Raw genomic sequence first — 23,390 nt, 5'->3', positions numbered from 1 at the left:
CTTTTATACTTTCCCCGCTAATACCTCAGGAATATTTCCTGTCATTGTTGTCCGCCTACCGGCAAATCTATCTCCTCATTGTTGCCCCAGTCATCAACATCCGCATCAAAGCCGGAGTCACTGGAGCTTTCATTGTCTTCAATACGTAATCCCGAAACATGAATTACGCCACCACGAGGCTGGTCGGCAAGTTGATCGGTGACATCAAACACGAATTCCTTGACTTTGCCATTAATAAGTTTCACCTCCAGTTGCAGCGTTTGACGATGGGAAATGCGCGTAGCCGCACTGTTTTTCGGATAGCCCGGCACGCCGAATGAGAGAACCGAGGCACGGACATTCTGTCCGGTCAGATCGCAGTCATAGAGTAGCGTGGCTCCGCTTTGGGGTGTGGCACCATTATGCAGGAGGACTGTCTCCGCCATCCCCGCCAGTGCACCGCGCGCAAGGACAATCCGGTTGCCCCCATATTCGAATTCATAAGTGATTTCATAGGCAGTCACCAGTTTTTTCATGTCGAAGGAGAGGTCGAGCTTTTCGTGGGAACTAAGGTCGGGTAATGACTCGACATAGGCGGCATAGAGTATGTCAGGGGGATTGAGAGCCGGTTCGTCGGGATGTAACCTGCGGATACTGCTAGAAACGGACCGGCCGGCCGGAGTAGAGGTGGCGTATGCGGTAGTGGGCTGTGAGAAACCGAAAAAGCGAATGTTTTCGGTGTCATTGTTGTATATCAGTATAGACCGGGCTTTTCCGCTTCCAAAGCTCACATTGCCGCCTGTGGGCGAGATAAAATTTTCGGTGGGTTGGTCCGAATCGTCACCATAGACCAGCAGGGTCACACCTTCGGGGAAAACCTCTTCCGAAGGAGATGTTTCGGGCCATTGAAAGTAGACTTCCGCCTCGCCGAAGTGGTTGTAGCAAAGCTCCTCCCTGCACGAAACAAACGTTGAAAGCAAAACCGGCAGGATAACAGGCAGGGAAAGTTGCCTAAATGGTCGAAGGCATATAGAATAGTGTTTCATTTTCTTCCTCCTTCCTCTTTTTTATTGTAATGCGCAACCGTTTCCAACAACCAAACAAGCGACAGTTTTAATCTCAGGGGGCCATAGAAATTTAAATTTTGAGTACGCACATACAAATGATGCCCTTCATAGGGGATATATTCCTTATAACGTGTCATCATCCAACCTCCTCCGCCCTCAGCTTCAATTGCAAAATGTTTGCCCACGGGCCACAAATAACCTATGCTTACTCCTGCAAGCACACCTTCGCCGCGGTATCCTTTCTTGCCATTTTCAAGGTCATACAGTCCTGCTCCCGCAAAGGCCCCCGTATAAAATCCTTTCCGCAGGCTTCCTTCCCGAAACCAGCGACGCACGGTAATGCCTGCCACGGCCAGTTGGAAACATTTATGTTCTTCCTGTTTTTTCCACCAAGCAATGCTACCCTCCAAGCCCATTGACCAGCGGTTGTTAAGCCTCCATTCCAATTCGATGGACGGCAACAACGCTGCAGCATAAAGTAGGTTGGTCTTCAGTGCCATGCGATGTGCCGTATGCTCTCCGTCCGGGATATGGGGAAACATCATTGGGTTCTTTATCCAATCCGCCTGCAGACCGGGATTTTTCATCTGTAAAAAGGTTGTATCAATAACATGCTCTGTTTGTAAATTTCCAATCGCAAGCGGTTTATCATCTTTCGGGATATGATTATTGTATTCCTTTTCCGGCTTCTTCACATAAAGTTCCACGACCGCATAATGCAATCCTTCGAAGAAGTGCTCTCTTAACCATCGGTACGTCTGTCCGCCCTGAAAATCCATAAGGCTTTTCTTGCGACTTCCGGAAATATTGCCTTGGGCATCATGTACCCATATCGGGGTATAATCTATAATGTCAAGCACTTCCCTGCGTCCCGGCACATGATGGTCGGAGGCGATCATACGTCTAAGTTTATCCCAGGCAATCCCACACGGATAGCTGTCAATCCGGTCCGCATCAATTTTAGCATTGGATATAATGTAGTCGGCGACAGACTGGCAACGGTCGGCACTGAGCTGTAAATTGGCCGTACTCACCCCGTCAGGTGAGGTATATGCCCGTACCACTAACCGTTCCAAACTTCCGTCACTGTCGCATCTGCGCACTTTCTTGGCAAAAACATACAACGCGTTGCCACTTGAACCGGGTTTTATCCGACTGCTTCCCGGCTGAAAAAGGATCCGCACGGAATCTGCAATTATCTGCGACATTGCCATGTCCACCATACAGGCATTCAATAACAAGAAAACAAATAACTTTTTCATCGTTTTGGAATATTACCTGCAAAATTACTGAAATGTTAGCAATTACGCAAGGGGTGAATAAAGTTTGTCAAAACGTATATTAGAAGAAAATATCCTTATATTTCCAAACAGAAATTTCTTCTAAAACTCCAAAATCCCCAATAAGGGCAAACATCAGTTTTACAGATAAAATAAAAACGCCCAACTTTACAGACAGGGTATAAGTTTGTATTTTTGATTATCAATACTTGGTCTAAGCTGGAGGATCCGCCAGAAACTTTTACTCACACGGGAACAGACTGCGGACTTCCTCAAGGATCCGCGCGAAGTTCCTGCTGACCTCCCCCGGCTCAAGAACCCTGACATCCGGCAGTGCGGTTTCCCGGCTGTCATCATACATGGCAAGTCTCACCCTGAAGTATCCGGCATTGGCGCGGGTGGCCGAACCGATGAACTCTCCCGGCTCCAGGTCGGTGAAGTCCTTTCCCTGGTAGATGTCCTCCTTCTGGGAGGACACCGTCACGCTCCGGTTCATGCTCCCCCCGCTTTTCCCCGTGCTCCGGGATTTTCTCTCCTTTTCCTCCTTTCCGAAAATCAGCGGATAATACTTCAGGGCTTCCACATCCTTCGTACGCCCGAAGAACTGGTTCCCGAAATTGGCTTCCACGGATGACCTATCAAGCTTCCCGTACAGGTTCTCCAGTTTGGATCCCGACTGGGTGAGCAGGACAAAGGCGGCCTTGTATTCACGCAGGACCGACGGCAGTGTCTCGAAATTCCTGATGTTGACCGTCGTCATCTCGTCCAGGAAATAGACGAAGGGCACCTTGTTCTGCATGGTGAACTGCCGGGAGGATATGCTCATGAGCATGCCTATCACCGGGGCGTAGACCGAATTCTTGGAGAAGTTGTTGCTGACGGCGAACATTTTCGGCTCCTGCGGGTCAATCAGGTTGAAATCGAAGTCGTCCCCTGAGAGGATGTACGCGATCTCCTCGTTCTGGGAGATGGTGGCCAGGTTGTTACATAATGTGGAGAGGTAGGAGGCCTGCGTCTTCTCGGATCCTTCCGCCTTCAGGTACGCGCCGGCCAGCATTTCCGACACGAGGTTCTGCTGCAGGAACATGGAGAGCTGCCGGGTGGACGCGGTCATGATGAAGGCCATGATATGCGGCAGCGTGCAGAATTCCGGAAACTCGTCCCAGAAGCGGAAGGCCACCCCGCGCAGGATTCCCAGCCCTCCGGATACCCATTCGTTCTGTTGTTCCTTCTTGGGGAGGAGCGCGAGCAGAATGTCTTCCATCAGCTGGATCAGTTCGGTGCGGTCCCTTACCACCTTGAGAGGGTTGAAGCGGTACGAGCGTTCCGGCTTGTCGAAACTGACATAATACAACTTGTGGGGATAGCCGTGTTTTCTGATCAGATTATAGGCCGTCTGTGTATAATCCGTGTCCTTGAAGTCATAGATGAACCCGGCGAATCCGAGTCTGACATATTCCTCCAGCAGCCATTTGCCTATGCTTTTTGTCTTTCCGGAACCGGCACCGCCATATACGAGGAAGTTGGCGAAATGATAATGGAATTCCAGGTGGGTGTGTGAAATCCCCGAGACCACCGGCAGCCGGACCGGTTTTCCGTCCCCTCCTTTTCCTGCGGACCCGGCATGCTCCCATATCCACAGAAAGGCGGCCACGGCCAGTGAGACGGCGGCGGGAAAGAACATGTACCGGGGAAAGAACAGGCGTGCCAGAAAGGTTTCCGCCGCCATGCAGCCGAGAAAAACGGGCAGGTTTACGTACCATTTCCGGCTCAGTGTCGAAACCCCTGTCATCAGGGAGGCTATGGCCAGAAGAACCAGCTTGATATAAATGATGTAGTGTTCCATTGTGATGATTTGCTTGATTACTTGATTTTGTTCTTTACTTTTTAAGTATAATAAGAGATATGTTTTTTATTTCCGGACGGATTTGCCACCGCCTCGTGCCGGTTCCAGAAATCCGGCCGTATAGCCGGACGGTGTTCCGGCTATGACAAACATCCTGTCACAGCCAGGAAGGACGGTAGGGCACCCCCGGAGCAGGGAGATCCATCTGGCCGGAGAGATTCCCCTCACCCTCACACCGGCGTGACGGAGCGCATCCAGCACCGGCTCCATATCATATGACACGCCGGCCACATGCAGGGTGGTCCTTTCCCCGCAGAACCGGAGCTCCCTGCCCGCCCAGGAGAAGGAACGGAGTCCGGCGGCTCCCTCCCGGCGGACAGTCTTGTCGAAAGAGTCATTCATGTCCATAGGCTTATATTTCCATTTCCGCCGTCTTCAGACTGCGGGCATCCATGCCGGATATTCTTATCCCGTATCCCGCCGGTTCCTTCACGGCCATGAGTGTCCGTCCGTCAGGCAGCGTCATGCCTTTTCCGCTGAAGACGGCCTTCCACCTGTCCCCGTCCAGAGAGGCCGGATCAATCCCCGCCTCCCTCATACGCGCCAGCAGGGAGGTCACATCCGTCTCGCCACCTTTCTCCCTGAGAAGCGCGTGGACGTACCCGGGTGAGAGCTCGAGCCCGCCCTTTGCCGTGAGTATCCTTTCCGGAACCGTGACAACGGCCATTCTCCTGAGATTCGCGCTGCTGGCCGCCAGCATGCCCCTGAGCTCCCTTCCGTCGATATCGACAGTGAAGCCCAGGTTCCGTAGAAGTTTCCGGAAGACGTTCGAGATCCTGTCCCACAGGGAAAGGTCCGTTCCGTCCTCGGCCATACGCGCCAGATATTCCTCCGTGGCTGTGCGTATGTCCATTCCCGTACCTACTAGCCGGTCGATCCCGTTCCTTGTCCTCCCGTCGCACCCGGTGTAGACGTCATCCAGAAACGTGTCCATGTGTCCGTCGCCCGCCAGTTTCCGCAGGCCGTAATGGGCGACTCCTTCATGCAGCAGCGTGCGCTCGATGTCCTCCTTTCCCCTGGCGGCGGGAAGATACAGGCAGATATGGTCCGAGGTGATATCATACCAGCCCCTTATGTCCTTTCCTCCCAGGATCCTGTCACGTATCCCGGGAGAGCCGACCTCGTTGATTGAACGAATGATCCTGACGGGTATGTGCCGTTTTTCCGCCAGGGATGAAGCATATTCGGAGAGGGCGGCCATCCGGTCATCCCCTGAAAGGGAGACATCCCACCCGTGTTCCGCTTCCCGGCTGCCGGTGAGGCGGAACCGCACGCCTTTGACATCGCAGGCCCTTTTTAACGCCCCGTTTCTGGAATCCCTGTCCCCCTCATTGTAAGTGAATACTTTCAGACCCGCCTTGTCCATGGCACCGGTTATCCTCGGGGACGTCCCTTCAGGAACCACGGCCGCCGCAAACTCCTCCAGATAGACGGGGCGTTCGAACTTGGTCTCAAAATACATGGCGGGATATTCATTGCGTATCGCCCCGATCATCTCCCGCAGTCTGGCAACATCGGTGTCGGAGAAGTCGATTCCGTATTCCCTCTTCACGTACTTCTTCGGGTTCCCGCTTTGTGCCGCCTCCATGAGTCTCGCCAGCCCGTAATCGTCATAGCCGGTGGCATCCGGCTGCAGCTTCATGCCCAGGTCGAAGAACACGTCGGACCATTTGTCCCTGAAGGCGTCCACATCTTCCTGGCTTGTTGTCAGCTTGCCTTTCTCCCGGCGTATGCCCTCCAGCGAGCCGTGCGCTTTCAACATGCCGGCGGCAAAATTGCTGAAGGACACGCCCAGTCCCGTGGCGGCGTTCCTTCCCAACCTGGTCATGAACCGGGATGCGTTCTCAAGGGTGTTGGGAATGTATTTTCTCATTCCGGAAGTGGTGAAGCCGTCAAAGATGACCTCCTTCACCTCATAGCGCTCGTTAAGACCGTCAAGCCAGCGGTCAAAATCTTTCTGCAACCCGTTCATTTCGATATATTCCCGGGCTTTGAGCGTGGTGCCCGCGTCATCCGCGCTGCCGGCATGCACGGCATCATTCAAAACGTTCTCCGTAAAATCAGCAAGCTCCCTGTAATCATATCCTGTTTCACGTAACGTGTCCAGCCTCTCCCGGGCGCGTCTTACGACCAGCGAGTCCGGATTGGCCCGGGAACCGATCTTCTCCTCCAGGCGGATCATCTTCCTCTGAAGCTCTTTCCCGTACGCCGTCCTGTCCCCGGAAAAGTTCTCACGGATATAAAGCCCGAGCAGCTCCGACCGTTTCCCTGCGCTGACGTCATCCAGGACGGAGTTGTCCCCCATGATATCCCTTACCGCCTTGTGGAGCGATTCCGGATACCTGGCCTCCCGGCGCACCAGTCCGGGCGCTTTTCCCTGTTCATGCAGGTACAGGTATGCCAGCCGGTCAGCGGAACGCCCGTCCATCCATGAGTTGATGCCCCGTCTTGTCTCATTCCGCATTTCTTCGGGTACGGACATGATGTCACCGGACGCCCTGTCACCGCCCGTGCCCCCGAACTGTCTCTCTATCTGTGGGTAAACGGGAGTCCATGCGTCCTGGCTCCATGTTCCGGCATTGCGTCCGCTATGCCTGTCTATCATGGAGGCGGGCAGTACCAGTGAGATCTCCCCGTATCCCTCGTGGGTCTGTCTGCTGATATCGATCACCGCCGCGCTCGGGTTGGCGAATCCGCCCAGCCTCAGGGCTTTTAAAAGACGCTCCTCGCTGATGTTGTGCAGTCCTACCAGGGATTTGTCCCCGCCGCTTTCCCCGGCCTCGCGGAAAGGTATGTCACCGGTCCGGACGGTTTCCCTTCCCGCACTCTTGTAACCGGCGGAAGGCTCCGTCCCGTGGAAGGAGGAAAGCCCCGTTTCCCCCTCCATGAAGTATTTGTCAGAAATGTTCATATGCCTTTTGAATTTATAATCGGGTTATGTCATTGGTTTGCAGTCTGCCGGGAATGTCATTAAAGAGATATTACTTGTTTACTTGGTTTGTTTTCCAGTAAACAAGTAATATTCATGAAATGCACATTTTACTTCTACATGTCCGCGCCGGCCTGGCGGCTGATGCTGTTCACAGAGTTCACGGCTTTCAGTGTGTAGCCGACGGGGGTCTTGGAGAGCATCAGCGTGCTCCCTTTCCCGGCCATGCCGGTAACGGTTGGCGGCTTCACGGCCTTTCCCTGCATGAGCGTGTTCCATTGCTCGGCCTTCATGCTCTCCACGGCGACACCTTTGGCACGCAGTTCCCGGATGATGTTCCCCATATCGCATTCTTTCTTGTCCAGAACGGCGGATGAGTTGAATTTTTCACAGGCCCCGGCGAGTTTTCTCTCCCTGCGCTCGCCGGCCTCCTCAAGTTCCCGGGCGCGTTCCACGCCGCTGTCCGAGTACTGTGCCTCAAGGCCGGCCTCGTGATACTCCCTGTTGATTTCCTGAATCTCCCTGTCCAGTTTCTCGACGGCCTCCTTTACCTGTCCGGCCGACGGCTTCTTTCCTGCGGCCTCCCCGGTCTTCCTCGCGGCTGTGCGTTTTACCGGGGCGGCGGAGCTTCCGCGTGTTCGGGCCTCCCTTGTTTTCTTTCCGGCATCCTTCCCGAGCTCCAGTCCGTACAGGCTTGCAGCCTGCCTCTTCACCTCCTCTGCCGGGGAGCTGATGAGCGTTGCGGCATTCCTGTCGGCATGCAGGACGGCAAGCTGCACCTTCTCCGTGGGATTCTCAAGATGACGGATATTCCGTGGATCGCTTCTGACGGCGGCGAGCTGGACGGCCTCCGGAGGATCCGCCAGGTGCACGACGGTCTCCCCCCTGGCCTGCACGGCTGCGAGCTGCACGCTTTCCGCAGGGGATTTTATGTGACGCAGGACATCCGGATTCCTCTGTATGGCCATGTGTTGCACTTTTTCTGCGGGTTCCTCGATGTGGCGGATGTATTCCGGATCCTTCTGTACCGCCGCCAGCTGCACCTTCATAGCAGGTTCCCGGATGGAGGCGATGTGCCGCGGATCCTTCAGCACGGCCATCAGCTGCACCCTCTCCGCCGGCTTCCGTATCAGGGCGACACATTCGGGCCTTCTCTCGACAGCCGCCAGCTGCACCTTCTCCGAAGGATCGGGTATGAAGCCGATGTAGGACGGTCTGGCACGTATGACGGACAGCTGGACCCGCTCGCTTGGCGAGGTGATGAAATGAATGTTGTGCGGCGCGTTCCTGACTGCGGCAAGCTGCACTTTCTCCACGGGTTTGTCGATGAAGCAGATGACACTCCTGTCCCTGCGGACCGCCGCCATCTGGACACGTGCGGAAGGATTGGCGAGCATGCTGATGGCGCGGGGGTTGCGGAGTACGGTTCTCATGTCCCGGCTGAACAATGCCGCCAGGCGTTCTGAAATGGTAGGCATGGGCATCAGTTTTTATAAGGTTTGACTTCGGTCAGGAACTCCTCTATGGCCGCCGTGTCCGGCTTTCCCTCATTTCTGTCCCTTTTCATCCGCAGGACCAGTTTCTCGGCCGCGTCCAGCACATTCTCTTCAGGAAGGAGGTCCAGGCCCAGCATTTTCTCCACGGCCATGAAGCAGGTCCTCCGCGAGGGGGCGTGCATGAGCAGGACGCTCTCGGCAGAGCGGAGAACCGCCACGAGCTGCACCTTCTCCGTGGCCGAGGGCAGGTGGCCTATCAGCTCCGGTTTTCTCTGTACCGCCGCCATCTGGGCCTTCTCGGACGGTGTCTTGAATTTCAGGATCATGTCCGGATCGGCCAGGACCGCTGCGAGCCGGGCATTCTCCGGCATCATCTTGTTTTCGGTTGACATGGTTGTTTTTTTTAGTTATACATAATGTTTATGGAACGTGCACTATGCCGCTTCCGGGGTGCAAGGTACAGCGGTTCGTCGCAATCATGTTGCGACGTTCTGTAACAGAAAACGCGGACAATCCGGATTGTAGTCCGGAAGTGTCCGCGGAAAAGAATTCAAGGTGATGTGATGTTTGTCAGGCTGCCTCAGGCATTTCCCTGTAGAGCATGATATCCGTATAGGATGAAGCGTAATTCATCCGTGCGGCGAACGTGGACTTACCCGCCCCCCTGAAAGGATTGCCGGTTCCGGGATGCTCCTCCATCCAGCTGCAGAGATCCAGTATGGGCGACTTGGACGAGGTGAAATAGACAAACGGGTGTCCCTTCAGGACAAGCAGAACATCCAGATAGTCCTTCAGTTTCCAGTCCATTTTGTATGTGCTGGTGTCCGTGGCCATGTAGGGGGGATCGACAAGGAACACGACGTCCGCCGCCCCGCCGTATTTGTCCGCCAGCACCTTGTAATCGCAACAGACCACTTCAAGGCCGTCAAGATACCCCCCGCAGCGGTAGTCGGAAAGGCGCAGATTGTTATAGAAGCTCTGCTTCCCGAGCTCCTCCAGGTCCAGGGCGTATTTCCCGGAAAACAGCAGGGAGGATGAGAGGGTAATGTAATCCACCGCGCCTGTTTGTTCCTCCTGTCGGATACGCTCGAGAAATGCCGTACGCAGGCTTCCGGTTATCATCTTATGGCGGGGATGTTCCCGGGCCATATCCCGCAGGTCCGCCAGCAGACGGTTGGTCCGGCCGATATTCTCCAGACGCCCGCGGTAGTTGTCGTGGTCATTGTAGATGACCCTCGCGTCAGGGCGTTCCCGTTTGGTGATGTGTGCCAGCAGGCCGGAACCACCGAACAGGTCGACAAAGACCGTCTTATCACCGAAGCGTTCCAGTACCTTTCTGAATTCTGACGCGAACATGCGTTTCTGCCCCACGAAAGGAAGCGGGGCCTGGCTGTAACTGTAAGTCTTTTCCATTATATAATCAGTTTGTCGTGAGATATAAGTGTTTGTATTTCCGGCACAAAGTTCCGCACTTCCTGCCGTGAAAACAAAAAACAGGCGCCACTTATACTGCAGGGAACGTACACTCCTTCTTGAAGCGTCCGATAATCTCGTAGATTTTCCGTTCCGAAACACCGTGCCTCACCGACAGGGCGGCGATGCAGTAGGTGACCTTGTCACCCTGAAGCCGCATACGTTCATACTCCTTATACAGGTCGATATACCTGCAGTCATCCGGTTTGAACCCCATCGTTCTCAGGCGTTCAAGAACCTCCCTGTTAAAATTTAGAATCTCAAATAATGTCATAGCGAATATTTTATTATATTTGCAAAGCCAATCATTTTTGTAACATAAAAAAAGCAGAACCGCAACAGAGGGTATTTGCCCCCGGTTGCGCGGTTCTGCGTGGTGTTACAAAGTGATTGGCGTTGCTTTTAACAGGCCGGGGGCTTTTTATTATCTCCATAACATCTTCCGGCAAGCTCCCTGACTTTTTTAGCTTTATATGTACGGCTATACTATTAAGGCCGCAAGATATATATTACGGTTGCATTATTTTTGCGATATACCTTTCCCGTGAAAAAATAATATTTTTATTCAAGTAAATTACTTTATTTATATTGTTCACTAATTAAGTAATATATAATAAATACATATTGTATTATATAAGTATAATATATGAAATATATTTAAAGTAAAATAGTATCTACGTAAAATACTTGGCGGTATGTATAAATTTTTGTATCTTTACACCGTAATAATCAAGGAGATATGAACATTATGAAGACAATTACAACAGCATGTGTCAATCACAAGGGTGGTGTCGCCAAGACGACCTCACTGTTGAATCTGGCTGCCGGGATCGCACGGTTGCACGGAAAGAAGGTATGTATTATCGATGCGGATCCGCAGGCGAATACGACGATGGCCGCATTCGGGGAGGAAATGGCAAGTCTTTCCACGGAGGTGCTGCTTGAGAGCGTGCTGCAGGACTGCATGCAGGACAAGCCTCTGGACCTGAAGCCGCAAAAATGGCTGGAGAAGGTGGACATATTGCCGGCATCTCTGGATCTGGCGGCAACGGAAGTGGTGATGAACACCACGCCGGGCAGGGAGTTCCTTTTCAGGGAGATCATAAAGGTACTGGCGGAAAATTATGAGTATATACTTATAGACTGTCCGCCCTCACTGGGGATCATCACGCAGAACGCACTCATGGCAAGTGACTTTGTTATCATACCCACGGACGGGAACTATTTCGCAATGAAGGGCATCGAGAAGATACATTATATCATCAGCCTGCTCAGAAGGAAGCTGGGCGCACAGGTACGCATACTCGGATACTTCATGACCAGGTTCAATGCGAAAAGAAAGCTGGATGCGGATATAAGGGAGAGTCTGAAGGAGGCCCTAGGGGAAGGAATGTTTGAAACAACGATCCGCAACAACGTGGCCCTGGGAGAGGCACAGTACAACGCGCAAAGCATTTTTGATTATGCACCCTCGTCAAACGGGGCCGAGGACTACAGGAAGCTGACGGAGGAATTTGTCGGGAGAGTGAAAAGGATGAATAAACAAAATACTGGAAAATGAAAGAGTTCAAGTCAAGAGGGATCTCCCTGGAAAACATGGTGGGAGAAAACCCGGTGAAAGAAAAAGGCACGACCGGAAAGCCTGCAGGAAAAACATACAACCAGACAATCGCATTGACAGAGGATCTTGTGTGGGAATTAAGAACATTCGCCGCGGATCACCGGTACAGGGGCGTCAAAACGATACTTGAAGCGATGGTAGGGTGCTTTCTCAAAGAGGACGGGACACTGGACCGAGAGAAACTGGAGGATTTCTGGAGAGAATATGTGGAGAAGTGAATTATGGGAATTACTATAAAAGTAGCAGTCGGATAAAAGTAAAATACTTAACTTGGAAAAACATGAAAAAGATATTTGGATACATATTAGCCGCCTCGCTTGCCTGTACGCTTGCATCATGTGAAAAGGACGGAATATTGCCGGAGCCCGAACCGCCGGTGGTGAATCCCGGCGGAAACCAGGAGGAAGAAGAACCCGGAGAGGAACCGGAAAAGACACGGCTGGGCGTCACCGCCACACTGCAGGGCATGCAACAGACAAGGGGGATCATTGAGGCGTTCGTGCCGGGACACGCCATGGGAGTGTTTGTCAATACGGACGGGACGGAAGCAGCAGGCACGAAAAACGCCTCATACGTCTTTGACGGGAAAGAATGGAACGCGGCCAGCCAGGTGCCGGTGGAAGGGGACGCGGAGGTGGTCGCATATCTGCCGTACGACAACGCGGTGACTGACTGCAAAAATGTGCCGTTTGATCTGGCGGACCAGGATGACATCCTGTACGGATCCGCCAGGGTGACAAAGGACATGCCCACCGCCGACCTGATGATGCGGCACGCAATGACGCTTGTATGTGTGCGGCTGATGAAAAACGAGTACATTGGCGCGGGAGTGGTTGCGGATATGACATTCTCGGAGATATACACTGCCGGAACAGTCGATGCCTTGTCCGGAACTGTGAAGATGGACTACAACAGGGGACGTGGTGCGATCAGAGTCGGAGGAAACTACGCCCTGAATGATGCGGATCCGGTCGTTGTCGATGCAATTCTCATTCCAAGAGCATCGCATGACCACCAGGCATGTGTCAGCTTTACCATTGACGGACAGAAGCACACTTATGCATTCCCGGTGCAGCATGAATGGAAGGCGGGCATGAAATACACCTATACTCTGAACATGACAGGGAATTACAACGCCCCGGTCAACAAGGAACAGGTGGATATCGATGTGGAATACTGGAGCAGGTACGGCAAGAGCGACGAGATTATACTCAATCCTGATCCGGACGATTATCCTTTCAAGATATGGCCGAACTATACGGAGTACGGATACGACTGTTACCAAAACGAAGGCAAGGTGTTCGGGACATTCTATACGCCTTTCTGTGATGACGGCGAAGGGGAGATGAGATTTGTATTCATGAGGCAGGGTACTAATGAGATTGTAGAGAAGTTCCAGCCGATAGACATCAAGACCAATGGAGGATGGGACGGCAAGCGCATCCAGTGTTATGTCACTTCCGCACCGGGGACCTACCAGCTTGTCCCATTGTTCCGCAGGAAAGGAGAAACAATGTGGTGCAGGGCCGTTGGATATTCTTATGGCAGCACAGACCAGGAATGGCTGTATGAGGTGAAAGCGCCTGCGTCAGAGAATTTGCCGGCATTGCGCATGATGGAGGTGGAAGGGCAGGGATATACTTCTATTCTTGCATATCCGGTGCCTGATGATACTCCATGGAACCTGGTATATATTTTGTCCAATAAAGGAGAAAAAGCATTGAGAGGCGAAATTAAAGCTGTCTGGGAGCGTGAGTTCAAGATGAATTCCAATTCATACAGACCAAGTATTAAAAGAAAAGGTGCGGTCAATGATGACGAATGGAGGGATGAGATTGGCACTGTGGCTGTTGATATTCCGGCAGGAATACGTTTCTGGAAAGGTATTATGGAGTGCCAGTTCCCGGTTAAACGATTGAAACCGGAATATAATGGTGTCGGATATGCGGGGCCACTTGTGCATCTATACTGGAAAGCGGAAGGCTCCAATGAATGGATATTGCTTCGGTGTGATGCAGACTATCTCTTCAACCGCAACTATACGGACGGATATATTTGGGATGAAACAACGAATTATATAAAAATAAATCCTCAAAATTGGAATAACAGGAATTGAAATGAATATATTTACCGATAAGCAATTACAGAAAGCAGAACAAATTCTATGCTCTCCATTGGCAAAGTTGTCGGATCTGACATCTTCCGATATACGCAATTTGGCTGTGGTGTGGAGTTATTATTCAGGAAAGATCGAAGGGAATACATATACATATGTGGAAACGGAAGCGCTTCTGAAAGACGGTATCACTTCTGAAAAAAGATATGAGGATGCAAAAATGTTGAAGAATCTGCATAACGTCTTTGTGTCGGAAATGGAATATATCCATAAGGGAGGTAATACGGAAATGATAGATGAACGTACATTGCTCCGGCTGCATTCCGGTTTGTCTTCCGGGTTGGTTTCCGATGAAGAAGCCGGGCAGTTCAGGACACGTCCGGTACGGATCAGCGGGACGGAATATATACCTCCGCGTGATGTGTATGAGATCCGCTTCAAGTTAAGCGAGGTCCTGTATCGCCAGACAGAATTGGACAACCCTCTTGAACGTGCCGTATATTTACATTGCAACATTGCAAAGATACAGCCGTTTATAGATTGTAACAAACGGACCGCACGCCTTGTGGAAAGTATTGTAATGATGAATGCCGGAATAATCCCGGTATATTCGGCCAGGGAAGCTGATATACTGAACTATCGAAAAGGACTGGTCAGTTTTTATGAAACCGGAGCATATGATCTGTATGCCGATTATTTTTTGGAAAGACAAATAAGCCGGATAAGGGAATTGGTAACTGATACCGGCATGGAAATATAATTCATTGGCATAAATAAAATGAATTTAAGGTGGAGAGGTCCTGCTGCAGTGATGCATCGGGACTTCATTTTTTGAAAGAAAAATGAATGGGAGGTTTTCTGGCTGCCTGTAAAAATAAAAGATCCATAGAAACATTGTTTTCTCTATGGATCTTCTTGTCATGATTATAATTCGGAGCGGAATAAGCGGACAGGATGCCCGCTTTATTTTTTCATTGCCTGATCTGATTTTGGTGCTTTTTCCATTGCTTCAGTCTGTATCTGTTTGGCCTCCTTAATGGTATTGCAAGTACCGTTAAAGCAGGCTTTGGGTTCGACTTCCAATTTACTGGTGTAGATATCACCATTTACCATACAGCCAGATTTCAGCATCAGTTCATCTGTAATATGTATGTCACCTTTCAATGTGCCTTGTAATATGGCGGAAACGGAAGTTACATTCCCTGTAATTTTCCCTTGAGGACCGAGCACCACTGTTTTACGACATGTGATGTCACCTTCTATTGTTCCATCCACCCGCAGGCTTCCCTCCACATCAATTATACCTTTCAAGACTGTACCGGCTGCTATGGTAGTCAGTTTTAAAGGTTCGGATGTTGCAATGTCATGCTCCTTGTTGTCTTTCTTTTTGCCGAACATAGTATCTTTGTTAACGTTCTTACTTTGTTTTTTTTTGCAAAAGTAGAAAAAATGCCGGAATACAAAAATGGACCTGTGAGGGAATCTGTTTTTCTTTTATCGCTCCATCTCGTTCCAACAGTACTATTACAGCCAATTTTGAACAGGGTATATCTATTTCTGATTACATTTTCGTAGGTGATAATGGCGTTATCCTTTCCCAAGAAAAAAAATATATATTGGGTGAAACAGATTGGTATTCAGTAGTACATGGTAATGGCCAATATATAGCAGTCGGCAAACGTGGATATATGACCACTTCAACAGATGGCATAACATGGACAGGACCGGATATCGTTGGATATTCATCAGACTGGTATTCCATAATATTCGCAGACGGTAAATATGTGGCTGCCGGTAATGGATATGTTGCAGTATCTACGGGCACCGGAGATTGGAACATTATCAAGATCAGCAACACCAAGAACCGTACATGGAACAACATACAATATTGCAATGGCCGGTTTATCGTTGTAGGCAATAACGGATATATGGCAACTTCCACAGATGGAAACGTCTGGCAGGAAACAAAAATCGGCTCCGGTGACTTGAAATCCGTAACTTATGGAAACGGTATTTATGTCATTGCGGAAAAAAGTGGTTATATTAATAATTCGACGGACCTGACAAACTGGAACAGAGTAAAAATAACAGCCACCAATTTGTATTCTTCAGCATTCGGAAATAATAAATTCATTGTAAGTTCCTATGGATATATGCACTATTCTACCGATGGTATAAATTGGAAAGAAATAGCTTTCGGGGATAATTCCTGGGAAGAAATTATATTTAAGGATGATAGTTTTCTAACTCTTGAGAATAACGGATATATCGGGAAATCCATAGATGGGATCAATTGGAAATCAACAAAAATAACAGATAACAACAGCCTTAAATTAGGCTTTCTGAACGGTTTTTGTGATATAGATAGAAAATAGTTTTGGTTTATATAAAAAGCAGGGGGGATATATCCCCCTGTCATTCCTATTCCCAATGCGTTGTGAACCGGAAGGTTATGTTATAGCCAGTGCCTGGTATTTCTTTGCCGTTAAACTCACCGAAATCAAGAGTTTGCTTGCCTGAAGGAGATTTGATGTTTGAGAGTACCTTAACATTATCTATCATAATATCAAAGGACTGCGGAGTGGCACTTTTTTCTCGTGTATCTCCATCCTGATTTATTGTTTCCCATTCTGAATACGCATACATAACCTTTTTGTTTGGCTCTATCTGCACAGGATAGCTCACTTCATCCATATTGTCCATATCATTCTTAGTCTGCCCGTATATTTTGCATATTATACCGGAACAATCTGTAGATGACAAGGTCAAATACTCATAATTCCTGCCACTATTCATGCTTGATGTGGAACTATAAAATCTATCTAAATTAATCGTGACGCTTCTTGTAGACTGCTTGAATTTGGCTGTAATAGTACTGTTGGGCTTATTATGTTTGTACAGAGAAGAGAATTCGTATTTTAAGAACATGAATTCTCTAGGAACCTGTGCCTGTTTCATTTCATTTTCATTCAATATTTTGTGAAATAGTTTTCTTTTGCTATCTTTGTTCTATTCAAAAACTTTAAGTATGACAGATAAATTGCTAAAAGACAAATATATTAATCCATACACCGATTTTGGTTTCAAGGTACTTTTCGGTACGGAGATGAACAAGGAGTTGCTTCTTAGCTTTGTAAACAGTCTCTTTAAGGGGAAAGAAATCATTCGCGACCTGACTTATCTCAATACGGAGCATTTGGGCAATTCCGAGGTTGACAGACGCGCGGTTTTCGATGTATATTGTGAGAATGAAAAAGGTGAGAAAATACTTATTGAGATGCAACGTGGAGAACAACAGTTCTTCAAGGACAGAAGCTTGTACTATTCGACATTCCCGATCCGGGAACAGGGTGAGAAGGGCGAGTGGGATTACCATTTGAAAGCGGTTTATGTTATCGGTGTCCTGAACTTCACCTTTGATCACAAGGATGAGGGTTATTTCCACCATGAGGTTCAGCTGATGGATATTCATACGAAGGAAGTTTTCTATGATAAACTTACTTTTGTCTATTTAGAGATGCCCAAATTTAATAAGAGGGAGGAAGAACTGGATGGTATGTTTGAGAAATGGCTCTTTGTATTACGTAACCTTTCCCGTCTAATGGAACGTCCCAAGGCATTACAGGAAAGGGTATTTACCAAGTTGTTCGATGCTGCTGAAATTGCCAAATTTACCAAAGAGCAATATGAGGCTTATGAAGAAAGTCTAAAAGTCTATCGTGATTGGCAGAATACCATTGCCACTGCTGAGCACAAAGGTGAGGAAAAGGGACTGGAGAAAGGCCTAAAGCAAGGTCGTGCTGAAGGTCGTGCTGAAGAAAGGATAGAGAATGCCCGTAATTTTAAAAAATTAGGTGTATCAACTGATATCATCTCGCAAGCCACCGGATTGTCTGCCGAGGAAATAAGCTCCCTTTAACTATAGTCATATCTAATGCGTGTGTTATGCTGAATTTAGTTCAGTATGGCACACGTTTTTATTTATCAGATCAAAATTTTACTCAATAATAGAAACTTTCATACCAACAGTACTATTACAGCTAATTTTAAAGAAGAGCAGCTGCCTGTTACGGTCACTTTCACGCTTCCTGCTGATGAATATATAATGAAAAATCAAACGGGAAATAAAATAAGGCTTACTCCATGGAACGGTTCTGCAAGTCCTCATACGACATACATTACCTATCATTTTGATAATGAGTCTCAAAAACATTCCATATCACTGAAAGGAGAAAACTGCAACCTGGAATCTGATGCTGTTGGAATACGGATTAAGAGCGCAGTTTCTGCAACAGTCACTATTCCGAAAGAAAAGAGCAGGCTTGTTATCGATCAGATATCAAGGCAGACAATCGTTAATGAGAAAGGGAGATGTATCGATTCGGAAAAGGGATATTTAATACTGGGAAATAATATAATATACACTAATCCCACCCCTGCAGAGTCATGGGAAAGTTATTCCCCCACTACATGGCAACATTATATCCCCCTGGCTGTCACTGGCATGGAACTGCTGAAGAAGGATTTGACAGACGGAGATGTCATCCGGATAACCGGTTATGCCGGAATCGTTGGTGACTTATAGCTGTCACAAATATATTCGTATATTCAGACCACTGTCAGAAGCAGTTTTTTCTGACAGTGGTCTTTCAGCTTTTGTCGGGAAAGCCCCGGGCTATCCTCCGCTCAACCTTTTCCAGTTCCTTGAACTTGATCTTGGATATCGAGTTGTAGATTGTCGCCTCGTTTATGTCCGCATAGATTTCCGTGGTGCGGATGTTGGTATGTCCCAGGATCTCCTTGATGGTCGTAAGCGGCGTGTCATGATAAAGCAGAAGGGTGGCTGTCGTATGGCGTCCTGTATGAAAGGAAATGTTTTTCCGGCTACGGAAAAGCTTCCTGTAAACACGTTTTATAACCCGGTTGCACACAGCATTGGAAGGCATGTGAAAGAGTTTCCCCCTTGTTCTATGGAACAACCTCATAATGCCGAGGGCCTTTCCGGAAAACATCTGCTCGATGGGGATCAAAACCTTTTGGGAGGTTTTCTGCATGGTAAGGAAAAGCCAGCGTTTGTTCCTGATCCGTTTGATATTCGAATATTCCACCGAGCAAATGTCAGAATAGCGCAGTCCCGTCAGGCACGAGAACAGAAAACCGGAAAGGATTTCCCGTTCCCTTTCCTCCATCGTGTCAAAGTTGTTCTCCAGGAATTGATAGAGTACGACCAGTTCCTTGGGCGTCAGGCTTTCCTTGAACGTTTTCTCCGGTTTCACAGTGCAAAGGCTGAACAGTTCATCTATGGACTGTTTGACATATCCTTTCAGACAAGCCTGTCGGAGTGCCTTTTTCAAGTGCTTCATATGCTTGACAATCGTGTTGGCTTTCATTCTCATGGAGCAAAGAAAGTGCTCGTAACCACATACGAATGTCTTGTCTATATCGCAGAAAGCCGCTTCCGGAGCATATCCGCCCAGTGTGTCCAGCGTCCGGAAATAGTTCTTGCGGGTGGAATCCTTGATACCGGTATCCCTGCATACGTCAGAGAAAAAGTCGGTGAAGGTGACATAATGCTTGTCAGACCCACCTTCAGGAAGCATCGCCCTGACCTTGTCATAGTATCCGCCCAGATATTTTTCTTTCCGGGGAAGTTCTTCGTCCCCTTCACACAGGTCGGATATCGAGAGGTTGAACTCGCTTCCTCCCAAGAATATATATATGTTTCCTTTGATATCACCCTTCCCAAATTGGAGAAGATGGCTTTTTATACAATCACGCAGCTGGGCACCCAGAATATTTAATGAATCCATTTTTAGAAACAAAAATAGTCTTTTTAATCGTGATTCCAATAAAAACGCCCTGAAGGTCATAAATTCCTTCTATAGCCTTCATCTATGAAATGAAAGGATATGTCGCACTTGTAGCCGTTTTGCCCTATACGGGGCTGAAAACGGGCAAAAAAACAGAGGCCATCTCAAGTTTGAGACAGCCTCTTTCATTTTCCGGATTTTCAGAATACCGTTTAATGTTCGCTTAAATCAGAATTGGGATATGACCGTTTTCGCATCCAGTTCTTATTGTATAGCACAGAGAGCGTTCAGATTAATATTTAATGCATTTCCCAAAGCATCTTTTACCTGCTCCGGATTTGACCAGACTATCCCGTCGGCAGACTGGGTTATCAAGCCATTGTCACCTATTGCGATAAATTTATTATTGAGACAAATGACATCGTTCCAGTTCTGTGTACCAATCTGTTTTGGGGAGTCCCAATCCTTGGATGAAACTATATACCCGTCTTTCCCAACGGCGACAATTGTTCCGTCATTGGAAACTGCAACCCGTGTAAAGGTCTTTGTAAGTGATATTTCCGCACTTTTGGACCAACCGAAATAACGGCTGAAAGCATAAACCTCACCCCATTCCCCAAGTGCTATGAATTTTTTGAGATCACCATTAAATGTTATATCTACGGGGGTAATCCCTCCAATTACTTTTCTGGTCCATGTTGTGGAATAGTCGTCCATTGTATAACTATATCCATAACCATCTTGTTTCCCTACCATAACGAACATTTTATCTCCATAAGCTACCGAATAAGGAATAAAGGTAGAATGTGGCTGACTGCCAGTAAAGTTCCAGTCGTTTGATACAAAATATGTTGCTGTCGAATAACTTGTAGAATATGATGTTATGAACTTGTCATTACCAAAAGCAACCCCAATCGGTTCATATCCTGTTCCCATCTTACTTGTCAGATTCCAATTTTCACCATCGGATGAAGTCATATATGGAGCGGTAAAAGATGAACTTTCCTCCATTTTACCACTTACAAAGTATCTACCATTGCCATAGGCCACATATTTCCAATCACACTGACCTGTCTGTTGTGCTCCTGAAGGAGTGATCACATACCCATTGTTCCCTACAATTATGAACTTACTACTTATAAATTTGGCTGTAATAGTACTGTTGGTATTATGCAGGGTTGCTGTGGTAGTCAAACTGCTTGGATCATTGATTGTTACATCCCCTTCAGTAATAGTCCAACCGGTAAATTCATATCCGTTGTCCGGTGTGGCTGTTATGTCAATCGGTTTCTTAACCCGATAGCTGTTTGTGCCGGAAGGTGAAACAGAACCGCCGGTTCCGGCATTAACAGTAAGGTTTCGTTTCTTCTCTTTGAATCCGCAATGAAAGGTATGATCCTGACCGCCTAAATCAACCTCAAAAAGACTTGTTCCTGATTGTGAATAGTCATATTTTTTAGGCTCATTTGTCGGGCCACCATAGAAATAGCTTACTTCATAACCACCGTCGGGGTGAGCTTCAACCACAGGCTGATCTGTCCCATTATACAGTCCCGCCCCTGTGGCATATCCTCCTTCGAATTCCACTTTTCCGTCTGTCGCCCTGGTTGCCGGGTTTGTCATACCTTCCCCCTTGATGGTGATCCGTATGTCACCGGTGGGAGTTGTCTTGTCATTTTCTGAACTCTTTTCCAGCATTTCCTCGCTCTGGCAGCCTGCGAATACCGCAACAAACGCTGTCAGAAATAAAAATTTTACTTTCTTCATAATTAGATGTTTTTTAATGATTTATTATAATTGCATACGTCATGCCCTGTTGAATCGTCCAGCACATCTGCATCGATGCGCGCCTCGAATGTTGCATACAGCACGAACCGGTTCCCGAAAAAATAAGTGTTGCGTGTCCTGCTGAAACTTATCTCGGCCCCCATCAGCCTGAGCTCCTCCAGATAGTTGCTCACGGTCCTCTCGCTCACCCTCAGTTTGGCCGCCAGCTCGTTCAGGCTGCCGGTATTCTCCATCCGGATGAGCCGGTACATCCGGTTGATCCGTTCTATATAGTTGATTGCTGAAAGACTTGTCATGGCTTGTCCTCCTCCAGGAATTCCCGGAAATACCTTTCCTCCAGATAGAGGCATTCCAGAAGCGCCTTCTTTCCCTCCCTCTCATACTTTTGCCGCAGGAGCGGGAAATCCGTCGAGTACAGGTTCCACCTGATCAGTCTTCCCGCCCTGCCGTCCAGTTCCGACGTGTCCACTCCCTCCATTCCATATTCCACGGAAAAGAAGTACAGTTTTTTCAGGCCGTATCTCTCGAGGAAGGCCAGATCTTTCGGACAGGCCTTCAGTCCGTCGGAGGCTATGCACCTCAGTACAAGCTGTTCAATCTCCTCCTGAATTGTCATATCCATACCAGTATGGTTTTATAGTTTTACCGTTCTTTCTTGTCTCATAATGCAGGTGGTATCCCGTGCTTCTGCCCGTACTCCCCGCAAAGCCGATTACAGCCCCTTTCACGACTTTTTGTCCCTCTGTGGTATAATACGCCGCCAGATGTGCATACAAGGTCTCAAAGCCGTAGGAATGCCGTATGACGACACATCTTCCATAGCCTCCCTTCCTTCCTGCGAATGAAACCGTGCCCGAGGCCGTGGCATGGACCGGTGCGGCCAGTTCCACCGCCATGTCGATCCCCGAATGGAAACCGCGTTTCCCCGTTATGGGATGAATCCTGCGGCCGTATGCGCTGCTTATCCGGAACTTGTCCCTCAGGGGACATGCCAGGGGTATCCTGTCTGCCACTCCGTGTCGGAGAAGTATGTCCCGGCAGTCCGCCAGGCTCTCCAGTCTTCCGCATTTTTCCAGTGCCATATCGAGCAGCTCCCTTCCGTTGTCCTCCCCGTGGAAGGAAAAAGGGAAAAACAGTATGAACAGCAGCAGTCTCATCGGGATATCCTCCTCAATATCCTGTCCGCTTCATCCTCCGTCCTCTGCTCCTTCAGGCTTCTGAACACTTCCTCCGCCGCCAGGAGCGACTTGTTCCTCAGCTTGTAGAGGAAGTGTCGGCCGCCATTCTTCTCCTGGATCTCTATGACAAGCCTCTTCTTGTCCGGAATGGTGAACTTGTTCATGGCCACGGTGAATGTCCTGCTTTCATGTGCCGGCACCTCCTCAGGGTAGTCGAATGTGAACAGTATGTTCTGCTCGACCTGTTGTACCGCGGTCTTCTTGCGTATCTTGGCATCCTGAATATAGAACCTCATGAAGTCCGTGGTGTATCCGATCTGCGTGCGGTTCGTCAGTGTCATGCGCAGCAACAGGATGTCCCCGTCAATGAAGATGTTCCCGACCTCGAACTCCACGCCGGCGTTCCTGTCCTTCAGTCCCAGATCCAGTGGTGTCCGTTTTGCTATGGCCTCCCGGATCCGCTCCTTCTGCCCGCTCGAGCGCTCCTTCTCGTCCAGTATGGCCACTTTCTGCGTGGCTTCCTTGTCGATCACGAAACTGGACCGCTCCGGAACCGGGACATAGTGCAGGCCGAAGGTGTAGAACTTTCCTCCCTCGACCACCGCCGATATGTTCGTGTCCTCGGTGAAGGCTCCGGTTGCCTTTACCGCCAGGATGTTGTCCACTCCCTCGGCCTTCTCCACCTCCACGTTGGTGCTGCCGTAGTCCACATAGGTGACTCCCGCTGGAAAGATCAGGAACGTCTGC

General features: G+C 49.0%; 23 protein-coding genes. 7 read left to right on the top strand and 16 right to left on the bottom strand.

The window, feature by feature from the left end:
• Window positions 1-41: 41 nt before the first annotated feature.
• From AB5935_RS05770 to AB5935_RS05735, 8 genes are all read right to left on the bottom strand, one after another.
• Window positions 42-1,025: a DUF5119 domain-containing protein gene (locus AB5935_RS05770; RefSeq protein WP_368327355.1), complete on the bottom strand. Its 984-nt coding sequence runs from the start codon at window positions 1,023-1,025 to the stop codon at window positions 42-44.
• Window positions 1,022-2,308: a DUF3575 domain-containing protein gene (locus AB5935_RS05765; RefSeq protein WP_177795372.1), complete on the bottom strand. Its 1,287-nt coding sequence runs from the start codon at window positions 2,306-2,308 to the stop codon at window positions 1,022-1,024. The genes AB5935_RS05770 and AB5935_RS05765 overlap by 4 nt, the downstream gene beginning before the upstream one ends.
• Before the next feature lie 259 nt (window positions 2,309-2,567).
• A complete protein-coding gene (locus tag AB5935_RS05760) occupies window positions 2,568-4,172 on the bottom strand; it encodes a type IV secretory system conjugative DNA transfer family protein (RefSeq protein WP_177795374.1) in 1,605 nt (534 codons plus the stop codon).
• Window positions 4,173-4,584: 412 nt separating this feature from the next.
• The gene (locus tag AB5935_RS05755) at window positions 4,585-7,143 is read right to left on the bottom strand and encodes a hypothetical protein (RefSeq protein WP_177795377.1); all 2,559 of its coding nucleotides are present in this window, start codon (window positions 7,141-7,143) and stop codon (window positions 4,585-4,587) included.
• A gap of 134 nt (window positions 7,144-7,277) precedes the next feature.
• Entirely contained in the window at window positions 7,278-8,639 is a 1,362-nt protein-coding gene (locus AB5935_RS05750) for a hypothetical protein (protein ID WP_177795379.1), read from the bottom strand.
• A gap of 5 nt (window positions 8,640-8,644) precedes the next feature.
• Window positions 8,645-9,049: a hypothetical protein gene (locus tag AB5935_RS05745; RefSeq protein ID WP_177795381.1), complete on the bottom strand. Its 405-nt coding sequence runs from the start codon at window positions 9,047-9,049 to the stop codon at window positions 8,645-8,647.
• Window positions 9,050-9,227: 178 nt separating this feature from the next.
• Window positions 9,228-10,070 carry a DNA adenine methylase gene (locus AB5935_RS05740; protein WP_177795383.1) on the bottom strand — a complete coding sequence of 281 codons (843 nt, stop codon included), beginning with the start codon at window positions 10,068-10,070 and terminating at the stop codon, window positions 9,228-9,230.
• 91 nt (window positions 10,071-10,161) lie between these two features.
• On the bottom strand, window positions 10,162-10,404 hold the full coding sequence (locus tag AB5935_RS05735; protein WP_177795385.1) for a hypothetical protein: 243 nt from the start codon (window positions 10,402-10,404) through the stop codon (window positions 10,162-10,164).
• Window positions 10,405-10,878: 474 nt separating this feature from the next.
• On the opposite strand from AB5935_RS05735, the gene AB5935_RS05730 reads away from it, so the two are divergent.
• From AB5935_RS05730 to AB5935_RS05715, 4 genes are all read left to right on the top strand, one after another.
• Window positions 10,879-11,691, top strand: a complete 813-nt coding sequence (locus AB5935_RS05730) for a ParA family protein (protein WP_177795393.1) — start codon at window positions 10,879-10,881, stop codon at window positions 11,689-11,691.
• Window positions 11,688-11,969, top strand: a complete 282-nt coding sequence (locus AB5935_RS05725; protein ID WP_177795387.1) for a hypothetical protein — start codon at window positions 11,688-11,690, stop codon at window positions 11,967-11,969. Before AB5935_RS05730 ends, AB5935_RS05725 begins: the two co-directional genes overlap by 4 nt.
• 62 nt (window positions 11,970-12,031) lie before the next feature.
• Window positions 12,032-13,867: a fimbrillin family protein gene (locus tag AB5935_RS05720; RefSeq protein WP_177795389.1), complete on the top strand. Its 1,836-nt coding sequence runs from the start codon at window positions 12,032-12,034 to the stop codon at window positions 13,865-13,867.
• 1 nt (window position 13,868) lies between these two features.
• Window positions 13,869-14,627, top strand: a complete 759-nt coding sequence (locus tag AB5935_RS05715; RefSeq protein WP_177795391.1) for a Fic family protein — start codon at window positions 13,869-13,871, stop codon at window positions 14,625-14,627.
• Between the two features lie 203 nt (window positions 14,628-14,830).
• On the opposite strand, the gene AB5935_RS05710 is transcribed toward AB5935_RS05715, so the two are convergent.
• Window positions 14,831-15,265, bottom strand: a complete 435-nt coding sequence (locus tag AB5935_RS05710; RefSeq protein WP_177795395.1) for a polymer-forming cytoskeletal protein — start codon at window positions 15,263-15,265, stop codon at window positions 14,831-14,833.
• A gap of 218 nt (window positions 15,266-15,483) precedes the next feature.
• Here AB5935_RS05710 and AB5935_RS05705 point away from each other — a divergent pair, with 218 nt between their 5' ends.
• Window positions 15,484-16,242: a hypothetical protein gene (locus AB5935_RS05705; RefSeq protein ID WP_368327354.1), complete on the top strand. Its 759-nt coding sequence runs from the start codon at window positions 15,484-15,486 to the stop codon at window positions 16,240-16,242.
• A 46-nt stretch (window positions 16,243-16,288) separates the two neighbouring features.
• Here the strand turns inward: AB5935_RS05705 and AB5935_RS05700 are convergent, their stop codons facing one another.
• The gene (locus AB5935_RS05700; RefSeq protein ID WP_368327353.1) at window positions 16,289-16,825 is read right to left on the bottom strand and encodes a hypothetical protein; all 537 of its coding nucleotides are present in this window, start codon (window positions 16,823-16,825) and stop codon (window positions 16,289-16,291) included.
• A gap of 70 nt (window positions 16,826-16,895) precedes the next feature.
• Here AB5935_RS05700 and AB5935_RS05695 point away from each other — a divergent pair, with 70 nt between their 5' ends.
• Together AB5935_RS05695 and AB5935_RS05690 are read left to right on the top strand one after the other, a co-directional pair.
• Window positions 16,896-17,786 (top strand): Rpn family recombination-promoting nuclease/putative transposase, encoded by an 891-nt coding sequence (locus tag AB5935_RS05695; RefSeq protein ID WP_244058090.1) that lies wholly within the window; start codon window positions 16,896-16,898, stop codon window positions 17,784-17,786.
• A gap of 45 nt (window positions 17,787-17,831) precedes the next feature.
• The gene (locus AB5935_RS05690) at window positions 17,832-18,452 is read left to right on the top strand and encodes a hypothetical protein (RefSeq protein WP_244062475.1); all 621 of its coding nucleotides are present in this window, start codon (window positions 17,832-17,834) and stop codon (window positions 18,450-18,452) included.
• A gap of 64 nt (window positions 18,453-18,516) precedes the next feature.
• On the opposite strand, the gene AB5935_RS05685 is transcribed toward AB5935_RS05690, so the two are convergent.
• The 6 genes from AB5935_RS05685 to traN all read right to left on the bottom strand — a co-directional run.
• Window positions 18,517-19,677: a tyrosine-type recombinase/integrase gene (locus AB5935_RS05685; protein ID WP_244058088.1), complete on the bottom strand. Its 1,161-nt coding sequence runs from the start codon at window positions 19,675-19,677 to the stop codon at window positions 18,517-18,519.
• Between the two features lie 264 nt (window positions 19,678-19,941).
• Entirely contained in the window at window positions 19,942-21,444 is a 1,503-nt protein-coding gene (locus tag AB5935_RS05680) for an InlB B-repeat-containing protein (protein WP_244062476.1), read from the bottom strand.
• A gap of 2 nt (window positions 21,445-21,446) precedes the next feature.
• Window positions 21,447-21,815, bottom strand: coding sequence for an HTH domain-containing protein (locus AB5935_RS05675; protein ID WP_368327352.1), 369 nt, complete (start codon window positions 21,813-21,815; stop codon window positions 21,447-21,449).
• Complete coding sequence (locus AB5935_RS05670; RefSeq protein ID WP_368327351.1) at window positions 21,758-22,087, bottom strand: hypothetical protein; 330 nt, start codon at window positions 22,085-22,087, stop codon at window positions 21,758-21,760. The genes AB5935_RS05675 and AB5935_RS05670 overlap by 58 nt, the downstream gene beginning before the upstream one ends.
• Complete coding sequence (locus AB5935_RS05665) at window positions 22,059-22,622, bottom strand: M23 family metallopeptidase (RefSeq protein WP_177795368.1); 564 nt, start codon at window positions 22,620-22,622, stop codon at window positions 22,059-22,061. Before AB5935_RS05665 ends, AB5935_RS05670 begins: the two co-directional genes overlap by 29 nt.
• The coding region (traN, locus tag AB5935_RS05660; protein ID WP_368327350.1) for a conjugative transposon protein TraN at window positions 22,619-23,390 on the bottom strand (772 nt) is incomplete at its 5' end. The genes traN and AB5935_RS05665, both read right to left, overlap by 4 nt.

This window comes from Phocaeicola sp. RTP21198st1_B8_RTP21198_201120, from assembly GCF_040929485.1.
Classification (GTDB): Bacteria; Bacteroidota; Bacteroidia; order Bacteroidales; family Bacteroidaceae; genus Phocaeicola; species Phocaeicola dorei.
The sequence above is the reverse complement of the archived record's forward strand: the minus strand, read 5'-3'. Positions and strand labels throughout refer to the sequence as shown.